17 protein-coding genes, 14 tRNA genes and 3 rRNA genes are annotated in these 25,236 nt (G+C 38.2%); 7 read left to right on the forward strand and 27 right to left on the reverse strand.

Going from position 1 to position 25,236, the window contains the following annotated elements; genetic code table 11:
• Positions 1-92: 92 nt before the first annotated feature.
• From G6O70_RS10770 to G6O70_RS10850, 17 genes are all read right to left on the reverse strand, one after another.
• Positions 93-177: transfer RNA gene (locus G6O70_RS10770), tRNA-Leu, on the reverse strand.
• A 55-nt stretch (positions 178-232) separates the two neighbouring features.
• Positions 233-303 (reverse strand) — tRNA-Cys (locus G6O70_RS10775).
• 21 nt (positions 304-324) lie between these two features.
• Positions 325-396 (reverse strand) — tRNA-Gln (locus tag G6O70_RS10780).
• Positions 397-404: 8 nt separating this feature from the next.
• A tRNA-His gene (locus G6O70_RS10785) sits at positions 405-477 on the reverse strand.
• A 6-nt stretch (positions 478-483) separates the two neighbouring features.
• Positions 484-557: transfer RNA gene (locus G6O70_RS10790), tRNA-Trp, on the reverse strand.
• An 11-nt stretch (positions 558-568) separates the two neighbouring features.
• Positions 569-651 (reverse strand) — tRNA-Tyr (locus G6O70_RS10795).
• A 1-nt stretch (position 652) separates the two neighbouring features.
• A tRNA-Phe gene (locus G6O70_RS10800) sits at positions 653-728 on the reverse strand.
• Between the two features lie 20 nt (positions 729-748).
• Positions 749-822 (reverse strand) — tRNA-Asp (locus G6O70_RS10805).
• 9 nt (positions 823-831) lie between these two features.
• Positions 832-904, reverse strand: a tRNA-Val gene (locus G6O70_RS10810).
• A gap of 4 nt (positions 905-908) precedes the next feature.
• Positions 909-980: transfer RNA gene (locus G6O70_RS10815), tRNA-Glu, on the reverse strand.
• A 9-nt stretch (positions 981-989) separates the two neighbouring features.
• Positions 990-1,081, reverse strand: a tRNA-Ser gene (locus G6O70_RS10820).
• Positions 1,082-1,096: 15 nt separating this feature from the next.
• Positions 1,097-1,169: transfer RNA gene (locus G6O70_RS10825), tRNA-Asn, on the reverse strand.
• Positions 1,170-1,178: 9 nt separating this feature from the next.
• Positions 1,179-1,295, reverse strand: a 5S ribosomal RNA gene (gene rrf, locus G6O70_RS10830).
• Positions 1,296-1,378: 83 nt separating this feature from the next.
• Positions 1,379-4,297: ribosomal RNA gene (locus G6O70_RS10835) — 23S ribosomal RNA — on the reverse strand.
• Positions 4,298-4,448: 151 nt separating this feature from the next.
• A tRNA-Ala gene (locus tag G6O70_RS10840) sits at positions 4,449-4,521 on the reverse strand.
• A gap of 19 nt (positions 4,522-4,540) precedes the next feature.
• Positions 4,541-4,615 (reverse strand) — tRNA-Ile (locus G6O70_RS10845).
• Between the two features lie 84 nt (positions 4,616-4,699).
• Positions 4,700-6,259: ribosomal RNA gene (locus tag G6O70_RS10850) — 16S ribosomal RNA — on the reverse strand.
• Together the 16S, 23S and 5S rRNA genes with 14 tRNA genes alongside form the textbook arrangement of a ribosomal RNA operon.
• A 632-nt stretch (positions 6,260-6,891) precedes the next feature.
• Between G6O70_RS10850 and G6O70_RS10855 the strand changes: the two genes are divergently transcribed.
• Complete coding sequence (locus G6O70_RS10855; protein WP_258236135.1) at positions 6,892-8,586, forward strand: IS1182 family transposase; 1,695 nt, start codon at positions 6,892-6,894, stop codon at positions 8,584-8,586.
• Positions 8,587-8,626: 40 nt separating this feature from the next.
• On the opposite strand, the gene G6O70_RS10860 is transcribed toward G6O70_RS10855, so the two are convergent.
• From G6O70_RS10860 to G6O70_RS10895, 8 genes are all read right to left on the reverse strand, one after another.
• Positions 8,627-10,681, reverse strand: coding sequence for an LTA synthase family protein (locus tag G6O70_RS10860; RefSeq protein WP_057870174.1), 2,055 nt, complete (start codon positions 10,679-10,681; stop codon positions 8,627-8,629).
• Positions 10,682-10,781: 100 nt separating this feature from the next.
• Positions 10,782-11,015 carry a YkuJ family protein gene (locus tag G6O70_RS10865; RefSeq protein WP_057870173.1) on the reverse strand — a complete coding sequence of 78 codons (234 nt, stop codon included), beginning with the start codon at positions 11,013-11,015 and terminating at the stop codon, positions 10,782-10,784.
• 331 nt (positions 11,016-11,346) lie between these two features.
• On the reverse strand, positions 11,347-12,360 hold the full coding sequence (locus tag G6O70_RS10870; protein WP_057870172.1) for a lysylphosphatidylglycerol synthase transmembrane domain-containing protein: 1,014 nt from the start codon (positions 12,358-12,360) through the stop codon (positions 11,347-11,349).
• Entirely contained in the window at positions 12,360-13,385 is a 1,026-nt protein-coding gene (locus G6O70_RS10875) for a glycosyltransferase family 4 protein (RefSeq protein ID WP_057870171.1), read from the reverse strand. Before G6O70_RS10875 ends, G6O70_RS10870 begins: the two co-directional genes overlap by 1 nt.
• A gap of 16 nt (positions 13,386-13,401) precedes the next feature.
• Positions 13,402-14,586, reverse strand: coding sequence for a glycosyltransferase family 4 protein (locus G6O70_RS10880; protein ID WP_057870170.1), 1,185 nt, complete (start codon positions 14,584-14,586; stop codon positions 13,402-13,404).
• A gap of 181 nt (positions 14,587-14,767) precedes the next feature.
• Positions 14,768-16,489, reverse strand: a complete 1,722-nt coding sequence (gene ptsP / locus G6O70_RS10885) for a phosphoenolpyruvate--protein phosphotransferase (protein ID WP_057870169.1) — start codon at positions 16,487-16,489, stop codon at positions 14,768-14,770.
• Complete coding sequence (locus tag G6O70_RS10890; RefSeq protein WP_056992065.1) at positions 16,489-16,755, reverse strand: phosphocarrier protein HPr; 267 nt, start codon at positions 16,753-16,755, stop codon at positions 16,489-16,491. Before G6O70_RS10890 ends, ptsP begins: the two co-directional genes overlap by 1 nt.
• Before the next feature lie 198 nt (positions 16,756-16,953).
• Positions 16,954-17,133: a hypothetical protein gene (locus G6O70_RS10895; RefSeq protein ID WP_057870168.1), complete on the reverse strand. Its 180-nt coding sequence runs from the start codon at positions 17,131-17,133 to the stop codon at positions 16,954-16,956.
• 159 nt (positions 17,134-17,292) lie between these two features.
• Here G6O70_RS10895 and G6O70_RS10900 point away from each other — a divergent pair, with 159 nt between their 5' ends.
• From G6O70_RS10900 to G6O70_RS10910, 3 genes are all read left to right on the forward strand, one after another.
• Complete coding sequence (locus G6O70_RS10900) at positions 17,293-19,500, forward strand: ATP-dependent Clp protease ATP-binding subunit (protein ID WP_057870167.1); 2,208 nt, start codon at positions 17,293-17,295, stop codon at positions 19,498-19,500.
• A gap of 129 nt (positions 19,501-19,629) precedes the next feature.
• Positions 19,630-19,905, forward strand: a complete 276-nt coding sequence (locus G6O70_RS10905; protein ID WP_057870166.1) for a DUF1827 family protein — start codon at positions 19,630-19,632, stop codon at positions 19,903-19,905.
• 46 nt (positions 19,906-19,951) lie between these two features.
• A complete protein-coding gene (locus G6O70_RS10910; RefSeq protein WP_057870165.1) occupies positions 19,952-21,007 on the forward strand; it encodes a MucBP domain-containing protein in 1,056 nt (351 codons plus the stop codon).
• 227 nt (positions 21,008-21,234) lie between these two features.
• On the opposite strand, the gene G6O70_RS10915 is transcribed toward G6O70_RS10910, so the two are convergent.
• Positions 21,235-22,011: an ABC transporter permease gene (locus tag G6O70_RS10915; protein WP_057870164.1), complete on the reverse strand. Its 777-nt coding sequence runs from the start codon at positions 22,009-22,011 to the stop codon at positions 21,235-21,237.
• An 11-nt stretch (positions 22,012-22,022) separates the two neighbouring features.
• Complete coding sequence (locus tag G6O70_RS10920) at positions 22,023-22,964, reverse strand: ATP-binding cassette domain-containing protein (RefSeq protein ID WP_057870163.1); 942 nt, start codon at positions 22,962-22,964, stop codon at positions 22,023-22,025.
• 140 nt (positions 22,965-23,104) lie between these two features.
• Between G6O70_RS10920 and G6O70_RS10925 the strand changes: the two genes are divergently transcribed.
• From G6O70_RS10925 to G6O70_RS10935, 3 genes are all read left to right on the forward strand, one after another.
• Positions 23,105-23,611 carry a MarR family winged helix-turn-helix transcriptional regulator gene (locus G6O70_RS10925; RefSeq protein WP_057870162.1) on the forward strand — a complete coding sequence of 169 codons (507 nt, stop codon included), beginning with the start codon at positions 23,105-23,107 and terminating at the stop codon, positions 23,609-23,611.
• A 224-nt stretch (positions 23,612-23,835) separates the two neighbouring features.
• Complete coding sequence (locus G6O70_RS10930) at positions 23,836-24,351, forward strand: helix-turn-helix domain-containing protein (RefSeq protein WP_258236136.1); 516 nt, start codon at positions 23,836-23,838, stop codon at positions 24,349-24,351.
• A 23-nt stretch (positions 24,352-24,374) separates the two neighbouring features.
• A complete protein-coding gene (locus tag G6O70_RS10935) occupies positions 24,375-25,223 on the forward strand; it encodes an IS3 family transposase (RefSeq protein ID WP_219934273.1) in 849 nt (282 codons plus the stop codon).
• The last annotated feature ends 13 nt before the right edge of the window (positions 25,224-25,236 follow it).

Below are 25,236 nucleotides of genomic sequence, written 5' to 3' on the forward strand. Positions count from 1 at the left end.
ACAAAGAGCCATTAATTGTTTTCATTAAAAAAAGAAGCCTCAACCATACGGTTTAAGACTTCCTTATTTTTGTTTCCAACTGTTACCATAAATACCGGTGATCGGGGTCGAACCGATACGCCCTCAACGGGCACTGGATTTTGAGTCCAGCGCGTCTGCCAATTCCGCCACACCGGCATACTACTACAATACTTATAAAACTATACTACTGTTAGCGCCTAAAAGCAACTAAAGGCGGTAACCGGATTTGAACCGGTGATGAAGGTTTTGCAGACCTCTGCCTTACCACTTGGCTATACCGCCAGATATAGTACAAATCCAAAACTGGGTTAGCTGGATTCGAACCAGCGCATGAGGGAGTCAAAGTCCCTTGCCTTACCGCTTGGCTATAACCCAATCTTAAAGGCGATAGGTGGGAATCGAACCCACGCGTGCCGGAGCCACAATCCGGTGCGTTAACCACTTCGCCACTATCGCCATCAATGGCAGGGGTAGTAGGAATTGAACCCACACTGACGGTTTTGGAGACCGTAGTTCTACCTTTAAACTATACCCCTATTATTAAAAATGGAAGGGAGTGGATTCGAACCACCGAACCCGAAGGAGCGGATTTACAGTCCGCCGCGTTTAGCCAGACTTCGCTACCCTTCCATGGTGGCGCGGGACAGAATCGAACTGCCGACACATGGAGCTTCAATCCATTGCTCTACCAACTGAGCTACCGAGCCATCAAAATATAAATATAAAACGGTCCTAGACGGATTTGAACCGACGATCTCCTGCGTGACAGGCAGGCGTGATAGACCCCTACACTATAGGACCGTAATATTATGGAGGATACAGGGCTCGAACCTGTGACCCTCTGCTTGTAAGGCAGCCGCTCTCCCAACTGAGCTAATCCTCCAATATGACCCGTACGGGATTTGAACCCATGTTACCGCCGTGAAAGGGCGGTGTCTTAACCACTTGACCAACGGGTCATTCTGCTACGGAGAGTAAGGGATTCGAACCCTTGAAACAGGTCATAACCCGTTTACATGATTTCCAATCATGCTCCTTCGGCCAACTCGGACAACTCTCCAGCATAAACAACAAACTCCGGCAGGCGGGCTCGAACCGTCGACAACCTGATTAACAGTCAGGTGCTCTACCAACTGAGCTATGCCGGAATAATTAAAGCACGGCAACGACCTATCCTCGCAGGGGGCGATCCCCCAACTACTATCGGCGCTAAGAAGCTTAACTTCTGTGTTCGACATGGGAACAGGTGTATCCTTCTTGCCATCATCACCGCACTCTTTTGCTTGAGAAAACTTTGTTCTCTCAAAACTAGCTAATATTTCTCTTCCTTAATCAACTACCGTCCGCATTTCTTTCTTTGGTTAAGTCCTCGACCGATTAGTTTTGGTCCGCTCCATACATCACTGTACTTCCACTTCCAACCTATCTACCTGATCTTCTCTCAGGGGTCTTACTTCCCGAAGGAATGGGAAATCTTATCTCGAGGTGAGTTTCGCACTTAGATGCTTTCAGCGTTTATCTCATCCACACATAGCTACCCAGCGATGCTCCTGGCGGAACAACTGGTACACCAGCGGTGTGTCCATCCCGGTCCTCTCGTACTAAGGACAGATCCTCTCAAATTTCCTACGCCCGCGACGGATAGGGACCGAACTGTCTCACGACGTTCTGAACCCAGCTCGCGTACCGCTTTAATGGGCGAACAGCCCAACCCTTGGGACCGACTACAGCCCCAGGATGCGATGAGCCGACATCGAGGTGCCAAACCTCCCCGTCGATGTGGACTCTTGGGGGAGATAAGCCTGTTATCCCCAGGGTAGCTTTTATCCGTTGAGCGATGGCCCTTCCATGCGGAACCACCGGATCACTAAGCCCGACTTTCGTCCCTGCTCGACTTGTAGGTCTCGCAGTCAAGCTCCCTTGTGCCTTTACACTCTGCGAATGATTTCCAACCATTCTGAGGGAACCTTTGGGCGCCTCCGTTACCTTTTAGGAGGCGACCGCCCCAGTCAAACTGCCCACCTGACACTGTCTCCCACCACGTTTATTGGTGAGGGTTAGAGTGTTCATACAACGAGGGTAGTATCCCACCAATGCCTCCATCGAGACTAGCGTCCCGATTTCTATGGCTCCTACCTATCCTGTACAAGTTGTACAAACACCCAATATCAAGCTACAGTAAAGCTCCATGGGGTCTTTCCGTCCTGTCGCGGGTAACCCGCATCTTCACGGGTAATATAATTTCACCGAGTCTCTCGTTGAGACAGTGCCCAAATCGTTACGCCTTTCGTGCGGGTCGGAACTTACCCGACAAGGAATTTCGCTACCTTAGGACCGTTATAGTTACGGCCGCCGTTTACTGGGGCTTCAATTCTGAGCTTCGCCGAAGCTAACCCATCCTCTTAACCTTCCAGCACCGGGCAGGCGTCAGCCCCTATACGTCATCTTACGATTTTGCAGAAACCTGTGTTTTTGATAAACAGTCGTTTGGGCCTATTCACTGCGGCTGAACTTGCGTTCAGCACCCCTTCTCCCGAAGTTACGGGGTCATTTTGCCGAGTTCCTTAACGAGAGTTCTCTCGCTCACCTTAGGATTCTCTCCTCGACTACCTGTGTCGGTTTGCGGTACGGGTAGTTATTATCTAACTAGAAGCTTTTCTCGGCAGTGTGACATCAATATCTTCGCTACTGTAATTTCGCTTCCCATCACAACTCGTCCTTATAAGTAAGCATTTGACTCACTTACAAACTCGTTGCTTGGACACACATATCCATCAGTGTGCATACTTAGCCTCCTGCGTCCCTCCATCGTTCAAACAATAATAACTAGTACAGGAATCTCTACCTGTTATCCATCGCCTACGCCTCTCGGCCTCAGCTTAGGTCCCGACTAACCCTGGGAGGACGAGCCTTCCCCAGGAAACCTTAGTCATTCGGTGGACAGGATTCTCACCTGTCTTTCGCTACTCATACCGGCATTCTCACTTCTAAGCGCTCCACCAGTCCTTCCGGTCTAGCTTCTTCGCCCTTAGAACGCTCTCCTACCACGCAACCTTACGGTTGCATCCACAATTTCGGTAATATGTTTAGCCCCGGTACATTTTCGGCGCAGGGTCACTCGACTAGTGAGCTATTACGCACTCTTTAAATGGTGGCTGCTTCTGAGCCAACATCCTAGTTGTCTATGCAACTCCACATCCTTTTCCACTTAACATATATTTAGGGACCTTAATTGGTGGTCTGGGCTGTTTCCCTTTCGACTACGGATCTTATCACTCGCAGTCTGACTCCCGGATATAGATCGATGGCATTCGGAGTTTATCTGAATTCAGTAACCCTAGATGGGCCCCTAGTCCAAACAGTGCTCTACCTCCACGATCCTTTCTTTCCGAGGCTAGCCCTAAAGCTATTTCGGAGAGAACCAGCTATCTCCAAGTTCGTTTGGAATTTCTCCGCTACCCACACCTCATCTCAGCATTTTTCAACATACATGAGTTCGGTCCTCCAGTGCGTTTTACCGCACCTTCAACCTGGACATGGGTAGGTCACTTGGTTTCGGGTCTACGTCTACATACTGATACGCCCTATTCAGACTCGCTTTCGCTACGGCTCCGTCATTTCCGACTTAACCTTGCATGCAAACGTAACTCGCCGGTTCATTCTACAAAAGGCACGCTATCACCCATTAACGGGCTCTAACTACTTGTAGGCACATGGTTTCAGGAACTATTTCACTCCCCTTCCGGGGTGCTTTTCACCTTTCCCTCACGGTACTGGTTCACTATCGGTCACTAGGGAGTATTTAGCCTTGGGAGATGGTCCTCCCGGATTCCGACGGAATTTCACGTGTTCCGCCGTACTCAGGATACTGAATTGAGAGAATGTCATTTCATCTACAGGGCTTTCACCTTTTTTCGCTGATCTTCCCAAATCATTCGATTATAACATTCTTTGGTAACTCAAATATTCAGTCCTACAACCCCAAAAAGCAAGCTTCTTGGTTTGGGCTGTTCCCCGTTCGCTCGCCGCTACTTAGGGAATCGATTTTTCTTTCTCTTCCTGCAGGTACTTAGATGTTTCAGTTCCCTGCGTCTTCCTCTAACTGGTCTATGTATTCAACCAGTAGTAATAGTCGATAAAAACTATTGGGTTTCCCCATTCGGAAATCTCCGGATCATAGCTTACTTACAGCTCCCCGGAGCATATCGGAGTTAGTCCCGTCCTTCATCGGCTCCTAGTGCCAAGGCATTCACCATGCGCCCTTAATAACTTAACCTATCTTTACCTACGGTAAAGCGGTTATGAGTTTAGCGTTCAAGATTTTTCTTGTTTTAAACTCTTTAAAACGCGGTGTTCTCGGTTTGTTAATTATTTTAGAAAAATATTATCTAGTTTTCAAAGAACAAATTTGACAATTATCTTGTCAATGGAGCCTAACGGGATCGAACCGATGACCTCCTGCGTGCAAAGCAGGCGCTCTCCCAGCTGAGCTAAGGCCCCATAAAAAATATAAAAAGGATGGGCCTAAATGGACTTGAACCATCGACCTCACGCTTATCAGGCGTGCGCTCTAAACCAGCTGAGCTATAGGCCCATAACATCCTCAAATAGAGAAGTAGGCCTCTCAAAACTAAACAAAGTTTCAACAATCGTGTGTAGGTTTCCGTTATATCCTTAGAAAGGAGGTGATCCAGCCGCAGGTTCTCCTACGGCTACCTTGTTACGACTTCACCCCAATCATCTGTCCCACCTTAGACGGCTGGCTCCATAAATGGTTACCTCACCGGCTTTGGGTGTTACAAACTCTCATGGTGTGACGGGCGGTGTGTACAAGGCCCGGGAACGTATTCACCGCGGCATGCTGATCCGCGATTACTAGCGATTCCGACTTCATGTAGGCGAGTTGCAGCCTACAATCCGAACTGAGAACGGCTTTAAGAGATTAGCTAAACCTCGCGGTTTCGCGACTCGTTGTACCGTCCATTGTAGCACGTGTGTAGCCCAGGTCATAAGGGGCATGATGATTTGACGTCATCCCCACCTTCCTCCGGTTTGTCACCGGCAGTCTCACTAGAGTGCCCAACTAAATGCTGGCAACTAGTAATAAGGGTTGCGCTCGTTGCGGGACTTAACCCAACATCTCACGACACGAGCTGACGACAACCATGCACCACCTGTCATTCTGTCCCCGAAGGGAACACCTAATCTCTTAGGTTGTCAGAAGATGTCAAGACCTGGTAAGGTTCTTCGCGTTGCTTCGAATTAAACCACATGCTCCACCGCTTGTGCGGGCCCCCGTCAATTCCTTTGAGTTTCAACCTTGCGGTCGTACTCCCCAGGCGGAATGCTTAATGCGTTAGCTGCAGCACCGAAGGGCGGAAACCCTCCAACACTTAGCATTCATCGTTTACGGTGTGGACTACCAGGGTATCTAATCCTGTTTGCTACCCACACTTTCGAACCTCAGCGTCAGTTACAGACCAGAGAGCCGCTTTCGCCACTGGTGTTCTTCCATATATCTACGCATTTCACCGCTACACATGGAGTTCCACTCTCCTCTTCTGCACTCAAGTCTTTCAGTTTCCAATGCATGACTTCGGTTAAGCCGAAGGCTTTCACATCAGACTTAAAAAACCGCCTGCGTTCCCTTTACGCCCAATAAATCCGGACAACGCTTGCCACCTACGTATTACCGCGGCTGCTGGCACGTAGTTAGCCGTGGCTTTCTGGTTAGATACCGTCACTGCATGAGCAGTTACTCTCACACACGTTCTTCTCTAACAACAGAGTTTTACGATCCGAAAACCTTCTTCACTCACGCGGCGTTGCTCCATCAGACTTTCGTCCATTGTGGAAGATTCCCTACTGCTGCCTCCCGTAGGAGTTTGGGCCGTGTCTCAGTCCCAATGTGGCCGATCAACCTCTCAGTTCGGCTACGTATCATTGCCTTGGTAAGCCTTTACCTCACCAACTAGCTAATACGCCGCGGGTCCATACAGAAGTGATAGCAAAACCATCTTTCAAACAAAAACCATGCGGTTTTTGTTATTATGCGGTATTAGCACCTGTTTCCAAGTGTTATCCCCCTCTTCTGGGCAGGTTACCCACGTGTTACTCACCCGTTCGCCACTCAAAACTTTCGTGAATGCAAGCATTCGGTGAAAGTTTCGCGTTCGACTTGCATGTATTAGGCACGCCGCCAGCGTTCGTCCTGAGCCAGGATCAAACTCTCATTTTAAAAGTTTGTGACTCTTTAATTACTTATTTACTAGCGAATTGACTTCGCAAATGTTTGCTCTTGTACTAAACAAGAGACCCTACACATTTGATTTGTCGAAACTTTGTTCAGTTTTCAAAGGTCTACATAATTGCTTAACGCAACCATTTAATTGTAACATCGTTATCTGTTAAAGTCAATAGCTTTTTTTGAATAAAAAATCTTATAAAACTAATAAATATTCAAAAATTTGTTTTGTCTAAACATTTATATCTCTTAACGACAATAAATATAATACCAAGTATTACGTACTGAGTCAAGAAGTTTTTTCTATTTATTCTAAATAGTCTTTAGTATCATAATTATAGCTGACAAGAATAAATTAGGAGCGTTTTGTTGTATTACAAAAATGCCCTAAAGAGTTAAATAATCTTCTAGCATTACTATTCAAAGTATATAAAATTTCAAAATAAAAAGAGTTACTTCATCAGGGCATAAAAAAGGGGCTGTGCCATAAGTCCTAAGTGAAAGAGCTTCACCAGAGAAAGTAATGATTTTTCTGGTGAAGCTCTTTTGGTATAATTAAAAATAAAAAAGCACCGGTTGCAGCCAGTACTTTCAAAAACAATACCCCTATAGAAAGGATAAACAAAATGTATAATAATTATAACATAAATCAGACTGTACTTAGTATCAAAACTGACTGGGAACCAAAAGAAAATCATCCTGCACGGATGATTAATCAAATAGTTGAAGACCTTAAAATTAAAGATCCCTACATCTTTGGACGTCCGCGTAAGTATGATCTGCGTGTACTTTTAAAATTAATTTTGTTTGCGTACACAAAAGGTATCTTCAGTAGTCGTCGTATTAATACCTTGGCAGAAGAGAATTTGGCAGCCCGCTGGCTGACGCAAGAACAAGTTCCAGCCTACCGAACAATTTGTCGTTTTAGAATTTCAGATGAAGTTGAGAACTTGATCAATCAATGCATTCAAAAACTAACCAAATATCTAAAGCAAAATAACTTTATTGATGAGGTTACTTTTATTGATGGAACTAAAATTTTGGCTGATGCCAATAAGTATAGTTTTGTTTGGCGTAAGAATACTGTTCGTTTTGACAAGCTTAATCGCTCTGCGATTATATCCCTTCTGAAAGAATTAAATGAAGCTAAGTTTAAATGCCAGCTCCCAGTAGAGACAGATCTTACTTTAGAAACGCTTGATGAAATTATCTTGCGGTTAGAGAATAACTTGAAAGATCTGAATAAAAAGATTGAAAAGGAGCACACCTCTCCAAACCCAGACAAGTCCAGACGTCGAAAACTGAAATCGTTAAAACGAAAACTTAAGTTACGCCAAACTAAGTTATTGGAATATAAAATACAAACTGGAATTTATGGTAAACGAAATAGTTATTCGAAAACAGACCATGATGCGACTTTTATGCGTGTTAAAGAAGATTCAATGCTCAACGGACAGCTAAAACCGGCTTATAATCTACAAATCGCCACAAGTAAACAATTTGTAACTGCCTTTGGCATTTTTCAAAATCCAGGAGATACCAAAACATTAATTCCCTTTTTACAGCAGCAACAAGCAGCTGGAACTTTAGGTAAGTATATTGTGGCCGATGCAGGATACGGTTCAGAATCAAATTATCGATACTTTGAAGATGAATTACCTGAACATACAGCGTTGATTCCGTATGGGACAATGTTGAAAGAAAATAGTCGCAAATGGCAAAGCGATGACCGTAAGATCATGAATTGGACATATCACCCTAAAGATGATTATTTTATTGATCCGCAAGGAGTTAGATTTAGTTTTTATACTTACCGTAAGCGCAAAGACAAGTACGGGTTTGTACGTGAATTTAAAGAGTATAAGGCAAACAAATATGATAATGATTTTCAAATTGACCACCGAGCGTTCACTAAAAGCGGAAATCTTCGCAAAATAAGTATTAATGACGCTTGGGAGTACTTCAAAGCTAAGGAACGCAAGTTGCTTTCAAATCACCAAACTGGTTCAATTTATGGACGACGTAAAATAGATGTCGAATCAGTTTTTGGTGGATTGAAGGCTTGTTTGGGTTTTAAAAGATTTTCGGTTAGAGGTCTTGAGAAGGTAAAAAAGGAAGCTGGAATTGCCTTGATGGCAATGAACATTAGAAAATTGGTGGCAAAGGTTACCAACTATAACTGTTCTATAAACAAAAAGAAGAGATTAGCGAAAATCAAAGAACGATTTTCACTAATCTCTTCTATTTTGAAGGACTTATGGCACAGCCCCATCTATTTATTTCTCACAAACGTGTTCTACAAGTCAATATTATCCGTCTAACTCAAACCTTATCGACTTACGTCACATGTCTAATTCAAATTTACTTCAGCTCAGGTGCATCTGTTTTAAACAGGTTTAAAGTTGAACCTCCATATTTTTCAACTAAACTTGTACCTTTCTTCTGAGCAGCTTTTAAATTCTTAATTCCATCGACATACTTGTAACTATAATCACTCTTATTAACCTTCTTAAATCCAGAAGGTGTATAAAACCTCAAAAGGTCTCCTGTAACAATCTTATCCGACAAAGAGAGAACCTTATCTGTATGAGATTGCATAGAGTTAACTTGTTTCTTTTGTTCAGTAGTTAGATTATTAATTAAATTACCACTACTATCATACACTTTGCTTCCAATCTTAGAATACGTTGGCGAAACATAGTCACCATCTCTAAATGCAACTGTTTGATTTCTATTTTCAGAAAGCAAATCATTCCCCAGCTGAATCATGTTGGAAGAATCAATTCCTAATAAATCCTCTAACGTTGGCATCACGTCAATTTCACCACCATAAGTGTGGTTAACGCCACCCTTTAAACCATTCAAATGGATCATAAATGGAACTTTTTGGAACATGGCTAAATCATAACTTGAAACCGACTTCTTACCCAATAATTGGGCAATAGCTTTTTTATGATTGTTTGAAATACCATAGTGATCACCATAAACAACAATCATCGAATTGTTATATAATCCTGATTTTTTCAAATAAGAAATAAATTCGCCAAACGCTTGATCCAAATAATGTGCCGTTTGCACGTAGCCATCGACAGTCTTATCACCCGTTGTAGTCTTAGCAATAGATTGATTTTGTTTATCTAATTCATAAGGATAGTGATTTGTAACAGTAATCAACTTCGCATAAAATGGCTGTGGTAACTGTTGAATATATTTAGTAGCTTGTTTCAAGAAAATTTTATCCTTCAGTCCATACCCTACACTATAATCCGTTTTTTGCTTGTAATAGTCGTCATCAAAAAAATATTGATAGCCCCATGACTTATAGGTATTATCTCTATTCCAAAAACTTCCTACATCACCATGAAAAGCTGCCGTCGAATAGCCTTTTTGATCTAAGATAGCGGGCAACGCCTGGAAAGTGTTCGAAGTCCCATATTGCGTCATCACTGAACCCGATGGTAAACCAAAAAGCGAATTTTCCAACATCGTTTCAGCATCTGAGGTTTTCCCTTGCCCAACTTGGTTAAAGAAATTGTCAAAAGACAGTGTATTACTGTCAGAATAAAACTTATTGATATTTGGTGTAACTTCTTTTCCATCTACCTTATAATTAATCAAAAATTGCTGAAAACTCTCCAAGTGAAAGATAAATACATTTTTTCCTTTAGCCTTACCAAAGTACGAAATATTTGAGGAAGATCTATTCTTCTTCAGATAAGACAATACACTCTTCAAATCATTGCTGCTTGCATTTGCTCTAGTTGAACTTTCTTTATACGTCTCATAAACATTATATCCAGTATAAAAATTCAGCCCTAGATACTTTACTATATAGTTATTATCAAATGTTCTTGTTAACAACTGTGGTCTGTCTTTCTCAGAAATTGTCATATTAACTGCAAACAAAATCACTGACAATGCTGTAATTACACCAGCTACTTTGAAATTTGGTCTTCTTTTATCTACTTTGATGACTTTAAAAATCAAAAGTAAGCTCAAAATTATAACATCTAAAAACACTAAGAAATCACTTGGATGTATGATTTCCATAATACTAAGCCCTAAGTTATTTGAAACTGAGCCTGAAGACTTAATTATTCCCACAGACAAAAAATCTGAGAATTCTCGATAGTAAAGAATATTGGAAAATAATAAAAGTGATGACAATAAATTAATTATCATTAAAATCCAATACGACTTTTTACCTCTGAAATACAGTGCAATTCCCAAAAGTAACAATCCAAACGGAAGTGGATTCAACATCAGAATTGCTTCTTGAATTCCACCAGTAACCCCCAAATTGAACTTCGTCTGGTAAGCCCAATAAGTTTTAATCCAGAAACAAACCACTAATAAAATAAAAAATCCATTTTTGGTGTTCAGGACATTCTTAATCTTGTTTAAGACCGACCCCATTAAACTGCCTCCATCTTTAAAAATATCATATTAGATTAATTATATCCCTATTTGTTCGCACAACATAAAAATAAAACTCATCTTCAATTTTTTTTAATAATTAATCGTTCAACAAATCATAAATTTCCATTGCAGCTAAATCAATATTATCAAACTCAAACTTCTGCTTATCGGCTAGTTCCTCAAGAATAAACGTGTCTGTCTCCTTGTCATAACTGATAACTCCTAGTTCACGCCCATCCTTTTCAAACCGTCTACTCTGAACCTCATCACTTTGTTCCTTAATCATCCCATCTAAGCGTGAAATTATTGCTGCTAATTGTGAAATCTCCATTTTAAAAAACTCCTTCTTCCCAGATTGATATTCAATCCCTAAATAAACATAATAAGTACATTCTAACAAATAAAAATTAAACATACACGAAATATATCACTTTTATCACTCAAATAATATTAAAAAAGTTAAAAAATCATGGACTTTGACCTTAAAATAAAGAATAAAATTAATAAATTGTTTTTTAGTATACGTTTCATAAACTTAAACAAAGACTCATACAAAAAGAGTCTTAGCAATCTATATAGACTAAAAAAAGAAATCCCTTCAAAAATGAATTGATTTCCTTTAAATATTTCGAACGTTTTTTAGTATCTATCTTTCTTTCAAATTACTTTTCTCTGTTTTTAGGTGGAATAATTAATGCAATCATTCCAAGAATCATTCCAAAGTAATAAGTCACAAAGCGCCATAAAATCATGGCCAACACCAACTTACTAGAATTAGTAATGAATGTTGAAAAAATCATTGAAAAACTATATTCTGCACCGCCTGAGCCACCCGGAATTGGAAAAAGGGAAATAACCATTACGATAAGAATATGTAATGTTATAACCAACAATAATTGAGCATGAGAAACATTTAGTGCTAGTAAGATAAAGTAAGGTATTACGTAATAAAAAGACAGTTGCACAAGTGTTAATAAACTTATTTTCAGTAATAGCTTCCAATTACCCTTTAAACGTATACTCTCCTCATAGAAATTATCAATTTTTTCATCAATTGCCACTTCCCATTTCATATAACGTTCAGAATTGGAAAACCATTTTACTGGCTTAAACAATAGCTTGACTAATTTCTTTGTAAAGTCATACCAGTACATTACCAATAGCAGTGCTAGTATAACTACTAGATGTACTACAAAACCAAAAATAAATAAAATAGAAAGAGCATGCATCTTATCCGCTATCAAATGGAACCCCACGAACAATGCGAATACAAAATTAATGACAATCATAGATTGATATACTACAAACTTCATTAAAAGAACTGATGTCGCTCTACCAGCATCAATTCCTGATTGTAAGAGTGCAAACAGTTGCGCGGGTTGTCCACCAGAAGAAAAAGGTGTAATCCCATTAAAAAGCTGTTCAATTAAAGGGATTCTGATAGTGTCTCGCCAACTAAACTTCGATCCTTCACGATGCAATAATATCTTAACAACAACTGCCTCAGTTAGTAAAGATAGTCCCATGCTTGCAAAAGCAACCAGCAACCATTCCCATTTAAGAGCAGACACATCATGCATTAGTGATCCAAATGAGATATCGCGTAAAGAAAATCCTAAAATAATGCTTCCGAAAATAAACATTAATAATAAGACGATTTTATTTTTTCTTGTCATTACTTCACCATCTCAGTCTGCTGATAGTAAAAGTCGTACCATATCTTAGCTAGATTATCCTCTGAATAATAATTTGAAGCATCTAGTGACTTCCGACTCATTTTACTAACTAATTCAGGTGTATTCGCCAAATTTCTCAAAACTAATTCAAATTCAGAAACGTCCTTAGCATCTAAGTAATACCCCTTCAAGATAACCTCATATAATTCAAGCGAACGCAAAACAACTGGTGTTCCGGTACTAAATGCTTCTAGTATACTCATTGGAAAAAGTTCATTATATGATGGTAGTAAGAAAACATCAGCTATATTATAATAATCATTCATCTTCTCTCGATCAACTATTCCTGGAAAAATAAGATTTTCTGGCGGATTATCAACCACCCTCTTAAGCTCCTCATATCCATCTGTAATTTTTCCAAAAGAAAATCCCCCAACCCAAATGAATTGAACTTCTGGTAATTTCTTGGCCAGTTCAATAAAATCAGGAACACCCTTTCGTTCCTGAACTTGACCAACTCCCAAAACAACAAATTTATTTTGATTAATTCCAAGACTCGCCCTAATACTTCTTTTATCTTCAGTCCCTTGAGGAAAAAAGACATCTCGCGAAACAAAATTTGGAATATATGTTATTTTTTCTTTTGCAATACCATACTTTTCAAGATCCTTTATAAAGATTGGATTAACAACTACCAGTTGATCCATTCTTCGATAAAATGCAATCACATATCGGTAAACAATTTTTTTAATAAGCCAAGGCAACTTCAAGCTACCTTCAAGTGTTTCAGGTAAAAAGTGAACATAACCAATCTTCCGACCTCTTCCTGGAAAAAAAGTCGTCAAAAAGAAGAGCGGATCAATCGTATGGTAATGGCTTATATCAGATCTGCTAAATTTATTAATTGATATTTCTAGTTTTCCTGATAACTTTTTACGCAACAAATCAATTAACTCTGTGTAGGCACTGCCAACACCTTGTCCTTTAACTTTTGTGGCAGAAGAAAACATTTGAATCTTCAACATCTTAAAACTCCCTTAATCAGCCCGTTTCGCCAGAATGACTAGTTTCACTTTCCTTGCCATACAACACTTTACAGTCGGTGTAGAACTGTAATATTCTCTCACCAAAATTATCTGCAGAAATAGAAGCTAATTTGGACCCTAATTTGTCTTGATTAATTTGTTCTTTACTCTTATTCAAATAAAAAATAATTTTATCAATTAATTCGTTTTTATTACTAAAAGTTCCCCCAAAATCCTCATCACTTAGTAATTCGTCAGTATATGGACTGTGTGTTGCTACAACCCTTAGTCCAGATGCCATTGCCTCAATATAAGTAAGCCCTTGTGATTCGGAAATAGAAGTTGATACAAATAAATCAGCTGTATGATAATAGCTGGCAACCTCTTCATTATCTACTTCACCGGCAAAAATAATAGCTGATTCTAATTTCAATTCTGTAACCTGCTCCTTCAAAGATTCCATAGCAGGCCCATCACCAACAATTAATAACTTCACATCTGGGACTCTTTTTAAAATTTCTGGAAAAACAGCAATTAGCCTATCAATATTCTTTTCATAAGCTAACCTGCTCAATGTTAATAAGATTGGTGTCTCACTTTTAAATTTATACTTTTCACGTAAATTTAAATCAGCCGCAACATTTCCAAACTTGTTAATATCTACTCCTGTTGGAATGACTGTCACAGGTGATTTAATGCCATACCTATCCAAAGTATCCAAAACTCTTTCACTTGGCGCAACTATCCCTGTCATATGGTAACAAAATGTGCGTGACATTTGCTTTACATGATAGGGTTTCAATAATTTGCCCTTAGCAACATAATGTAAGTAATCTTCATACATTGTGTGATAGGTATGTATACATGGAATCTTCAAATTCTTGGCTACAAATTTACCAATCCACCCCATCGAAAATTCAGTCTGAGTATGCACAATATCTAACTCCAAATCGCGTGCCACCTGATATGCTCTAAAAAGGCCCCTCACTGCGATACGACGATCGGTAAATGAAATAAACGGTATGCTGCTAAACCTAAAAATATTTCTTTCATATTGATTAGGTTCAACATTTGGGTCAGTTGTTGTAAAAATGTATACATTGTGTCCATGTTGTTCCAACTGTTCACGTAAAGTTTTAACAGAGGTAGCTACGCCACTGACTTGCGGAAAATAAGTATCCGTAAAAATCCCAATATTCACGAGCATCCCCCTTAATAATTAATAGTCAATGTTAATTATATTGGTTCAAACAACTTAATGCAACGATTCCTCAATTTTTCGTTGAAAATCATTTTTAATCTTAATAGTTCTTTTACTTAATCTTCAAATTTGAAATAAAAAAAGCCGAATTTCATAAGAAATTCGGCCAAAAATTATTCAATTAATCTGTAAATTCCTTAACTAAGGAGATAACTTCCTCAGTTGTTTCACATTCATTGACTGCTTTTTCAGCTAATTTTTTCATTTTTTCCGTATCTAATTTTTTCATTAAACTACGAGTCTTAAGAATTGAGGTTGCACTCATTGAAAATTCATCAAGACCAAGTCCAGCTAAAATAGGTACAGCAATCTGATCACCAGCCATCTCACCACACATACCAGTCCATTTACCCTCTGCATGAGAAGAATCAATAATGTTCTTAATAAGACGTAGAATTGATGGGTTGTAAGGTTGGTACAAATAAGAAACTCGCTCGTTTCCACGGTCAGCAGCCATTGTATATTGGATCAAATCGTTTGTCCCAATACTAAAGAAGTCAGAATATTTAGCCAATTTGTCAGCAATCATCGCTGCCGCAGGAATTTCCATCATCATACCGACTTCAATATCATCTGAGACAGGCTTTCCAGCCTGAACAAATTTTGCTTTTTCTTCTTCGAAAATTGCTTTAGCAGCTTTGAATTCTTTTACAGTAGCAATCATTGGGAACATAATTGCTAAACGTCCATAATTAGATGCACGCAACAAAGCTCTCAGCTGTGTTCTAAAAATATCTTGCTTATCTAAACTAATACGAATAGCACGATAGCCTAAGAATGGATTCATCTCTTCAGGTAATGGTAAGTAAGGTAATTCTTTATCTCCACCTATATCCATTGTGCGGACAACAACTTGCTTACCACCCATACCCTCAACGGCTTGTTTATACGCTTCGAATTGATCATCTTCACTAGGAAGTTCACTCGCATCCATGTATAAAAACTCCGAACGGAATAAACCAACAGCTTCTGCACCATTATCAGTTGCACCTGCTACATCTTTTGGTGTACCAATGTTAGCACCCAAAGTGAATTGCTTGCCATCTGCTGTAAGGGTCTTAGCATCCTTCAATTCTTCCCATTCAGCCTTTTGCTTGGCGAAATCAGAAGCTTTATCTTCATACTTCTTCAATTCCTCAGCAGAAGGTTCAATAATCGCTTCGCCTTCAATACCATCGATGATGACAGTTTGATCCTCTTTAATTGCACTAGTAGCATCTCCTGAACCAACAATAGCAGGAATTTCAAGGGTTCTTGACATAATAGCTGAATGTGAAGTACGTCCACCTATATCAGTGATAAAGCCCTTTACAAAGTTCCTATCTAATTGTGCAGTATCAGATGGAGTTAAGTCATGTGCTACAATAACTACCTCTTCATTAATTAAAGCAGGGTTAGGTAAGTTAACTCCTAGCAAATGGCTCAAAACACGCTTAGTAACGTCTCGAATATCGCCTGCACGTTCTTGCATATAAGCATTATCTGTCATACCCTCAAACATTGCGATAAACATATCTGTTACATCTTTCAAAGCTTTTTCAGCATTAACCTTATCATTTGTAATCTTATCCTTGATGTTCCCAATCAACTCTGGATCAGATAAAATAGTTAAATGTGCTTCAAAAACTTCTGCTTCTTCTGCACCTAAATTGGCAGCAGCCTTCTCTTTGATAATCTTAAGATCAGCTTTAGCAGCTTCAACCGCATCGTCCAACCGCTTAGTCTCAGCTTCTGTATCTTCAACAGAACTTTCGGAAAACGATAAATCTGGTTGAACGAGCATGTATGCCTTTGCTGCAGCGATACCATCACTTGCAGCAATACCCTTCAACATTTCAGACATTATTCAGCAAGTCCTTCCTTTGTCATTGCGTCAGCAATTGCTGCAAGTGCATCTGTTTCATCTGCACCATCAGCACTGATTGTAACATCAGCATTTTGACCAACACCAAGTGACATAACACCCATAATTGATTTCAAGTTAACAGATTTTTCTTTATAAGTTAAAGTAATATCTGAATTGAACTTGCTTGCTGCTTGTACCAAAAGTGTTGCTGGGCGAGCGTGAATACCTGTTTCTGCGATAATATGAAATTCTTTCTTTTCCATGTCTAGTCGGACTCCTTTACGTTATAAATAAAGTATTTTAAGAACTCATCTGTGAATGAAAGCATTACAAGAACGCGTTTTCATTATATAATGACAGAATCGTTCCTACTAAAAATAAATGTTAGCATGAATCAAATTACAATACAAGTTTTACAATACAAGTTTTTTATTTTTTTCCCGTCATCTTTTCTAATTTGATTATCTTTCAAAATGATATATAATTTGCCCATTATGACCAGCAATTCCCACTACTCTTTTCCGTTGTGGAAAATTCATAAACTCCTCTTGAAAGTCCATAAAATTCTCAGCCGTTATTTTAATTTCTGTGATTTCACCATTAGCTAATTTTTCTAACTTATCCTTAAATGTCTCCTCCATGCTATCACTCCTTTTTATGTCCCCTTAATGATACTTACTTTTTTCCTGAAAAACAAATTGTGAGAAGACTTAATGCTTGAACTACCAATTAAAAAAAAGTATACTACTTTCAAAGGTCAAAGATAGTCAAATAATTTCAAGAAAGGTAGTGAGTTCTTAATGCTATGTCAAAATTGCAAAAAAAACGCAGCCACAATACATCTTTCAACAAGTCTTAATGGTCAGCAAGCATCAATCGACCTTTGCCAAAACTGCTACCGTGCTTTAAAAGAACAGTCTCAAAGAAATGGTGAAAGCAATGCCATGCAAGATCCCTTTGGTTTTGGGAGTCTTAACGATATCTTCCGATCACTCGGAGACAGCTCAGCAGCTACCCAGCAGTCCCAGCAAGGTGCTCCACAGGCAGCTCAATTCTCGGGTAATGGTGGAGGTAGACGTGGCAACAATGGAATTCTAGCACAATTCGGTTTAGATTTAACAAATGAAGCAAAAAACAACAAGATTGACCCCGTAATCGGTCGTGACAATGAAATTTCACGTGTAATTGAAATCTTAAACCGGAGAACAAAAAATAATCCTGTCTTAATAGGTGAAGCAGGTGTTGGTAAAACTGCTGTTGTCGAAGGATTAGCCCAAAAGATTGTTGATGGTGACGTACCTCAGAAGTTACTGGATAAACACGTTATTCGTTTAGACGTAGTATCTTTAGTTCAGGGAACCGGTGTACGTGGTCAATTCGAACAACGGATGCAACTACTAATGAACGAGTTAAAACAGAATCAAAATATTATTCTTTTTATCGACGAAATTCACGAAATTGTAGGTGCTGGTAATGCTGAGGGTGGTATGGACGCTGGTAATGTATTAAAGCCTGCTCTGGCTCGCGGTGAGCTTCAATTAGTAGGTGCAACCACTTTAAATGAATATCGCACTATTGAAAAAGATGCAGCACTCGCTCGAAGACTTCAGCCTGTCCAAGTTGATGAGCCTTCTATTAATGAAACAATCAAAATACTTGAAGGTATTCAAACTAAATATGAGTCATATCATCACGTTCGCTACACTCCTGAAGCTATAAATGCAGCAGTTAAGTTATCTAGCCGCTATATTCAGGACCGCTTTTTACCAGATAAGGCAATCGACTTGCTTGATGAATCAGGTTCACGTAAAAATTTGACAATTCAAGCTATTGATCCTCATGTTATAGAACAAAAAATAAAAAATGCGCAAGAACAAAAACAAATTGCGTTGAGCTCGGAGGATTACGAAAAAGCTGCTTATTATCGTGATCAATTAAATAAACTGACTTCGATGAAAGAAACACAAGTTGATGCTGAAAATTCTCCAGTAATCACTGAAAAAGATATGGAAAAAATCATTGAAGAAAAAACCAACATTCCAGTAGGCGAACTACAAGAAAAGGAACAAACACAATTAAAGAATCTAGCAATTTCACTAGATTCTCATATTATTGGACAAAAAGATGCTGTTAATAAGGTTGCTCGTGCAATCAGACGCAATCGTGTCGGTTTTAATAAATCTGGACGTCCTATCGGCTCTTTCCTATTTGTAGGGCCTACCGGTGTAGGAAAAACAGAGACAGCCAAACAATTGGCAAAAGAACTGTTTGGTTCCTCAGATTCAATGCTTCGTTTTGATATGAGTGAGTATATGGAAAAACATTCAGTCTCAAAATTGATTGGTTCCCCTCCTGGATATGTTGGATATGAAGAAGCTGGTCAATTAACCGAACAGGTTCGTCGGCATCCATACAGTTTATTGTTACTCGATGAAGTAGAAAAAGCACATCCAGATGTAATGCATATGTTCTTACAAATACTCGATGATGGACGTCTAACTGATTCTCAAGGTAGAACTGTTAGTTTTAAAGATACTATCATTATCATGACTTCAAATGCAGGAAGCGGAGATTCTGTTGCAAGTGTTGGTTTTGGAGCTGCTGCCAGTGGAAATACACACTCTGTATTAGACAAACTTACTAAATACTTTAAGCCCGAATTTCTAAATCGGTTCGATGATATTGTTGAATTTAATGCATTGAATAAGGAAGACTTAGTTTCAATAGTGTCATTAATGTTAGATGAAGTTAATGGTATGATGTCTCAACAAGGACTTTCGTTAAGTGTAACCGATGAAGTTAAAGATAAACTGGTTGATTTAGGTTACAGTCCTCAAATGGGTGCTCGTCCACTCAGACGTGTTATTCAAGAACAACTTGAAGATAGTGTCGCTGATTATTATCTTCAACATCCAAATACAAAAGAATTTGAAGCAAAATTGGTTGATAATCAAATAATAATTGATGCACCCAAGATTGTTAATGTTAATAAACAAACAAAAAATTAACTTTTAATCAAAAAGGAAGTGTAAATCCAATTACATTTCCTTTTTTCGTAGCATTTTCCTATAGTATGTATCCTGTTTTATATTATAATAGAGGCATAAAAACAATTAACAGTACGGGGAGGAATTATAATGCATCTTATCGACGTTAGTGGCAGTTACTCCAGAAAGATAAAACATGAACTTGAAAGTTCTATTAATCACTTCATCAAAATTTATACACTTGGCAATACACGTGTGGTTTTCAAGAAAAATGCAACAACTAGTGAGATTGTTATTTCCAACAAAGTACGTGGAATTACTGTGGAAGAAATTAGTTTCGTACTCGAAAAACTAACAAACCGGTCAATCAACGATGTAACAATTATTACTGGTAATAGAGTTGTTGATATCTCATTTAAAAATTGAAATTGAAGTAATAATCTTTTCTACTTGTTTCTAAGGCGGTGCATTCTTGAAATTTCCCAAATTCATTAAAAATTTATTATCACGAGATTCAAAAAGAAAATATTCAAGTAACAAAAATAAAAAAGATATACAACCTACACGGAAGAACTCTCCCGAATTGAAATCTGTGAAAGAAAATAAAAATACAGTTGAAGTTGCACCTAAAACCTCATTTAGGAAAAAAGATTTTCAAGACTCTGTTTTGTTAATTATCTATGCAGATGAAGATGGCAATGAACTTACAACACCGCAAATTGTAAGTGGGCGCCTTGGTGAAAAAATTCATTACCGGATTAAGTCTCTTGAAAATTTTGATTTAATTAATTTTAAAGGATTCACAAAATTTTATGTTGCTCACTATGCCATCTTAACTTTGACATTCCAGAAAAAAATAGCAGGAGCTATTTGGATTTTTTGTAGAGATATGGATACAACCGAGTTAATTCTTCCACCTAAACTGTCCAAGGGATATTTGGGTGATGCATATCAATTATACTCACCTTCTGTACCCGAATACAGTCTAATGAATGTCAAAGGAACAATTAGGGGGATTCGTTCTTCAGAAAGTTCTTCCTTAACATTCTTTTACCGACGGCGTGTATGGCTTACTAATGAGCAGTCAACTCTCTATTTTAAAATGAAAAGTTCTGTACCTGTTTATAGTTCTCCAGAAGGTCGTCAACTTAAAATCACCTTATCTCCTCAAACTATCTGGAAAACCTTCTCAGTAATTACAACCACGGATAATACAAAATGGTATTGTATTGGCGGCCCGCTTTGGATTGCTTTCGATAGTGTCCGCATGTCTGTATATTCAAAGGATTTTACTGAAGGACAACACCTTGATGATTCTGTAAAACTTGCCAGCCTTATCAATGGTACCGTAGATTATATTGCTGACGAGTCTGTCTTTCTTTATGATAGACCTTTTGGCAAAATAGCTGGGAAACTAAAGCATGGAACAAAAGTTCAACTTGGACACACAGTCACCTCTGATGAAATCACATGGTATAGGTTAACTAGTGGCTTTTGGTTGCCAAGTCAATATATCTCATTTGAATAATAATTGGCTTATGTTTTATTATAAAAAAAGTTCAACTTTAAGATAAATAATAATAAACCCTTCAAAATAAAAAGCGTGGCAAAAATCAAAAGAAGATTTTTGCACGCTTTTTTATTTTTATGAAATAGTCAAATTAGCAATATTTATCTATTTTTTAACGGTTTCGAAATTTAGATGAAAAATACTTTTCTTATTTAAAAACAACAACCTTCATAAGTTTGGGGATACTAACTACGTCGTTGATAAACAAAAACAGTTATTGGCATAAAAAACATAATAATTACCACACCACTAATGAACACCATTGTAGCATTATTACTCCAATTACCGGTTTTCAGAATTGTTCTGATTGCAGTAATAGTCAGACTGACCGGATTGATTCTAACTACAGGTTGCAAAAAAGTTGGTAATGTCTTTATTGGAATAAAAGCATTGGATAAGAATGTCATTACCAAGATAATAATCATTGACAAACTACCAATTAATTCTGCCTTCTTAACTAGTAAACCAACTAAAGCAAAAACCCAAGAAATTGACCAGCCAATAAAAATAGCTAATAAAGTAGCAATTCCAAGCATAAAAATGTTCACCGAGGGTCTCCACCCCATCAAAAAAGATGTTGTTAAGGTCATTACTCCCGAAATCAGTAATCGAAAGATATCACCTAGTAACTGTCCTGCTAATGGTGCAATAGGCGAAATAGGTAAGACCTTAAAGCGATCAAAAATTCCACCATTAATATCTTCACGTAATTGTTGTCCTGAACCTGAGGCCGCGTTTAAAATGCTTTGAACTAGAATTCCTGATACAAGCATTGGCAAGTAAGCATGCACACTACCTGCAATAACTCCACCAAACAAATAACCGAATAATAGCGTAAAGATCACAGGTTGAATAATAACATCACTGAGATTATCTGAATTATGCAACGTTTTTAGTAAGTTACGGTAAGTCATAGTAAGTACATTACTAATAACTTGATTCTTTGTTACACTTAATTTCATAATTTTTCTCCTTAGTTTTTACCAACGGTCATCTTCAAAAAAACATCATCCAATGAGGGAGGAACTATTCTCAAATTGGTAATTAATATTCCCGAATCTTGAAGTTGATTCAATATTGAATTAACTAATTGCATACCAGTACTATCAAATATCACAATCAAGGTTTGATCATCAACGCTCACATGTTGTTTTACAATATTTTCCATAATGTTACGAGCTTGCGAAAGTCTTTGTAAATCTAACACCTCAAATTGAAGTTTTGTTCCACCTACTTTTTGTTTTAATTCCTTGGGTATCCCAGTTACAATCATTTCACCATGATCAATGAGTGCAATCCTATCCGCTAATTGATCTGCTTCTTCCAAATACTGAGTAGTTAACAAAACTGTCGAACCATTTGCTACCAGTTTTTGAATAGCCTGCCACATCTGTATTCGTGTTCTTGGATCTAGTCCTGTTGTTGGCTCATCCAAAAATAGAATACTTGGACTTCCAATCAAGCTAACTGCTAAATCTAAACGACGCCGCATCCCACCAGAAAATGTTACCAATGCTTGATCTGCTGAATTGATTAAGTCAAAATCGGTTAATAATTCTGCTGCACGAATCTGTGCAACCCTTCTTGACAATCCATTTAGTCTAGCAAATATCAATAAATTCTCACGTGCACTCAAATCCTGATCAATTGCCGTAGTCTGACCAGTCACACTAAATTGTTGGCGAGCCATGCGCCTTTCTGTGACCGTATTAAATCCATTCAACAAAATTTCTCCCGTATCTTGATGTAATAAAGTTGTTACCATTTTTAATAATGTCGTTTTTCCAGCTCCATTTGGACCCAGTAAACCAAATATTTCTCCTTTTTTTACAGTAAAAGAAATATCTTGCACTGCAGTTTTTTCTGCAAATTTTTTTTGAACATTTCTTACTTCGATTGCATTTTCATCATACATCTTAGCATCTCCTCACATTATAATCAGGGTACCTGATTTGTTTTATGATAAGGTCCCCTGATTAAAATGTCAAGGCCTTTTGTTTAATCCTTTGTGCATGGTGTATACTAGAGAAAACAATGAGGAGTATAAGAATAATCATGACAAATAGAATCAAGGCGGAATTGATTGCAGGAAAATTGGCCGAATATGAACAACTAAGTAAAATATATGATGACATTGTTAAACAAGCACGCCCTCGGTTAACAGTTGAAGGTCAAGGGAAAATACTGTTAGCCTTGGCCGACGAAAATCATCTATCGCAACGTCAACTCGCAACTCGCCTAGGGATGTCGCCCCAGTCTACTGGTGAATTTGTCTCTAAATTAGCTAAACGCAAACTAGTAACTTTGACCAAATCACAAAAAGATCGACGTGTTAATTTAGTGAATTTAACTAACGCTGGCAGGCAAGAAATTGAATCGGCCTATCAAGAAGTCCCTCCGTTTGTTAATTCCCTCTCTGAGTCTGAAATAGATCAACTAATGCCATTACTAACAAAAATCACAACAGCTATGTATGCAGATATCGATGCAGCTAATCCAACCCTAGGAGTTAAATTTCATAAATTACTTGCTAGTCGATATCTAAAACAGTTTAAAAAATAATATTCAGAGTCGAACATTCTAAAGAATCTGTTCTTACGCTAATTTTTAAGATCACATTAGCAATTAAAATGGGATACGGCATAAGTTGAACAATTTAGCCAAGAAATTTTGGCTTATACAACACTTTTATTCGTAACTACATAAGGGGACTAGATCAAAAATTAAACTTTTGAAGTGCCCCATAATAGTTAGACAAAAATCTAATTATTATGGAGCGCTTTTTTATGACTAAATATACATTTGAATTCAAAGTTAAATTGGTTCAAGAGTACTGGAATGGAGACGTTTCTTACCCTGATTTAATGCGTAAATACAATATCCCAAGTATGATAACTATTCGAAAATGGGTTCTGCAAGCAAGCGTGCATGGATTGTCATCTCTCAAAGCGCAACATACCAAAAAAGTTTACTCACAAGATTTCAAGCTTTTTGTGGTAAACTATGTAAAAACACATGAGGTCAGCCAAATGGCAGTCGCTGCCCATTTTGGTATTACATTCAGCCGGGTAAATTCATGGGTGAATACATTCCAAAAAATGGGTGCTGCTGGTTTACGTAAAAGGCCTCGAGGGAGGCCTGCAAGTATGACTAAATCAACAAACAAGAAACTTAACCCGTCGGCCGAGGAAAAGTATAAAGAGGAAATTCTCAAACTCAAAGCACAACTTCAGGAAACTGAAATGGAACGTGATATTTTAAAAGCATTAGCGGCCATGAGGCACAATCAACGCAAGCATTAACAAGTCGCGAAAAAACAGTTATCGTGGACTCCTTAAGGTCGCAATACAAACTACAAATATTATTAGAACAATTCAAATTACCACGAGCTACTTACTACGATCAACGAAAACGGATGAAGAGACCTGACAAGTATAAAAATATAAAATTGTTCATTGAACATGTTTACCACGAAAGCCATGAGACGTATGGATATCGACGAGTATATGCGATGGCGTTAAAAGCTGGTTATACGTTATGCCGCGAAACAATTAGAAGTCTTATGAGTCTTTTAGGGCTTAAAGTTGGTGTGTATTCGAAGCACACTTCCCAGTATTCGTCATACAAAGGGCAAGTTGGACGCATTGCACCTAATATTATTAAACAAAATTTCAATCAAACCACACCATTAACCGTGTTCCATACCGATATAACACAAATTAGGCTAGTTGATGGTAAATGGGGTTATTTATCATGTGTCACTGATGAAGCAAGTGGTGAAATCCTTGTCGCCAAAGCTAGTACATCACCCAATATGGCCTTGATACAAGATACATTAGATGAATTAGAATCATGGATTACGCCCGGATCAGCAGCAATCTTACATTCTGATCAAGGCTGGCAATATCAGCAAAAAGCTTATCGTAAAGCCTTAAACAGAATGAACATTACCCAAAGTATGTCACGTAAAGGTAATTGTCATGACAACGCGCCAATTGAAAGTTTCTTTAACCTAATGAAACGAGAATGTCTGAATCGTATTCGCATTAACAACATTGATGAATTAGTCAAAGTTGTAGCAGAATACACTGATTGGTATAACAATGAACGGATTTCCATGAACAAAAATGGCCTAACGCCTGTTGAATACAGGAATCAGACCGTCATTGCATAATTCAATTCAAATT

The organism is Liquorilactobacillus hordei DSM 19519 (assembly GCF_019443985.1).
In the GTDB taxonomy this organism is placed as follows: Bacteria; Bacillota; Bacilli; order Lactobacillales; family Lactobacillaceae; genus Liquorilactobacillus; species Liquorilactobacillus hordei.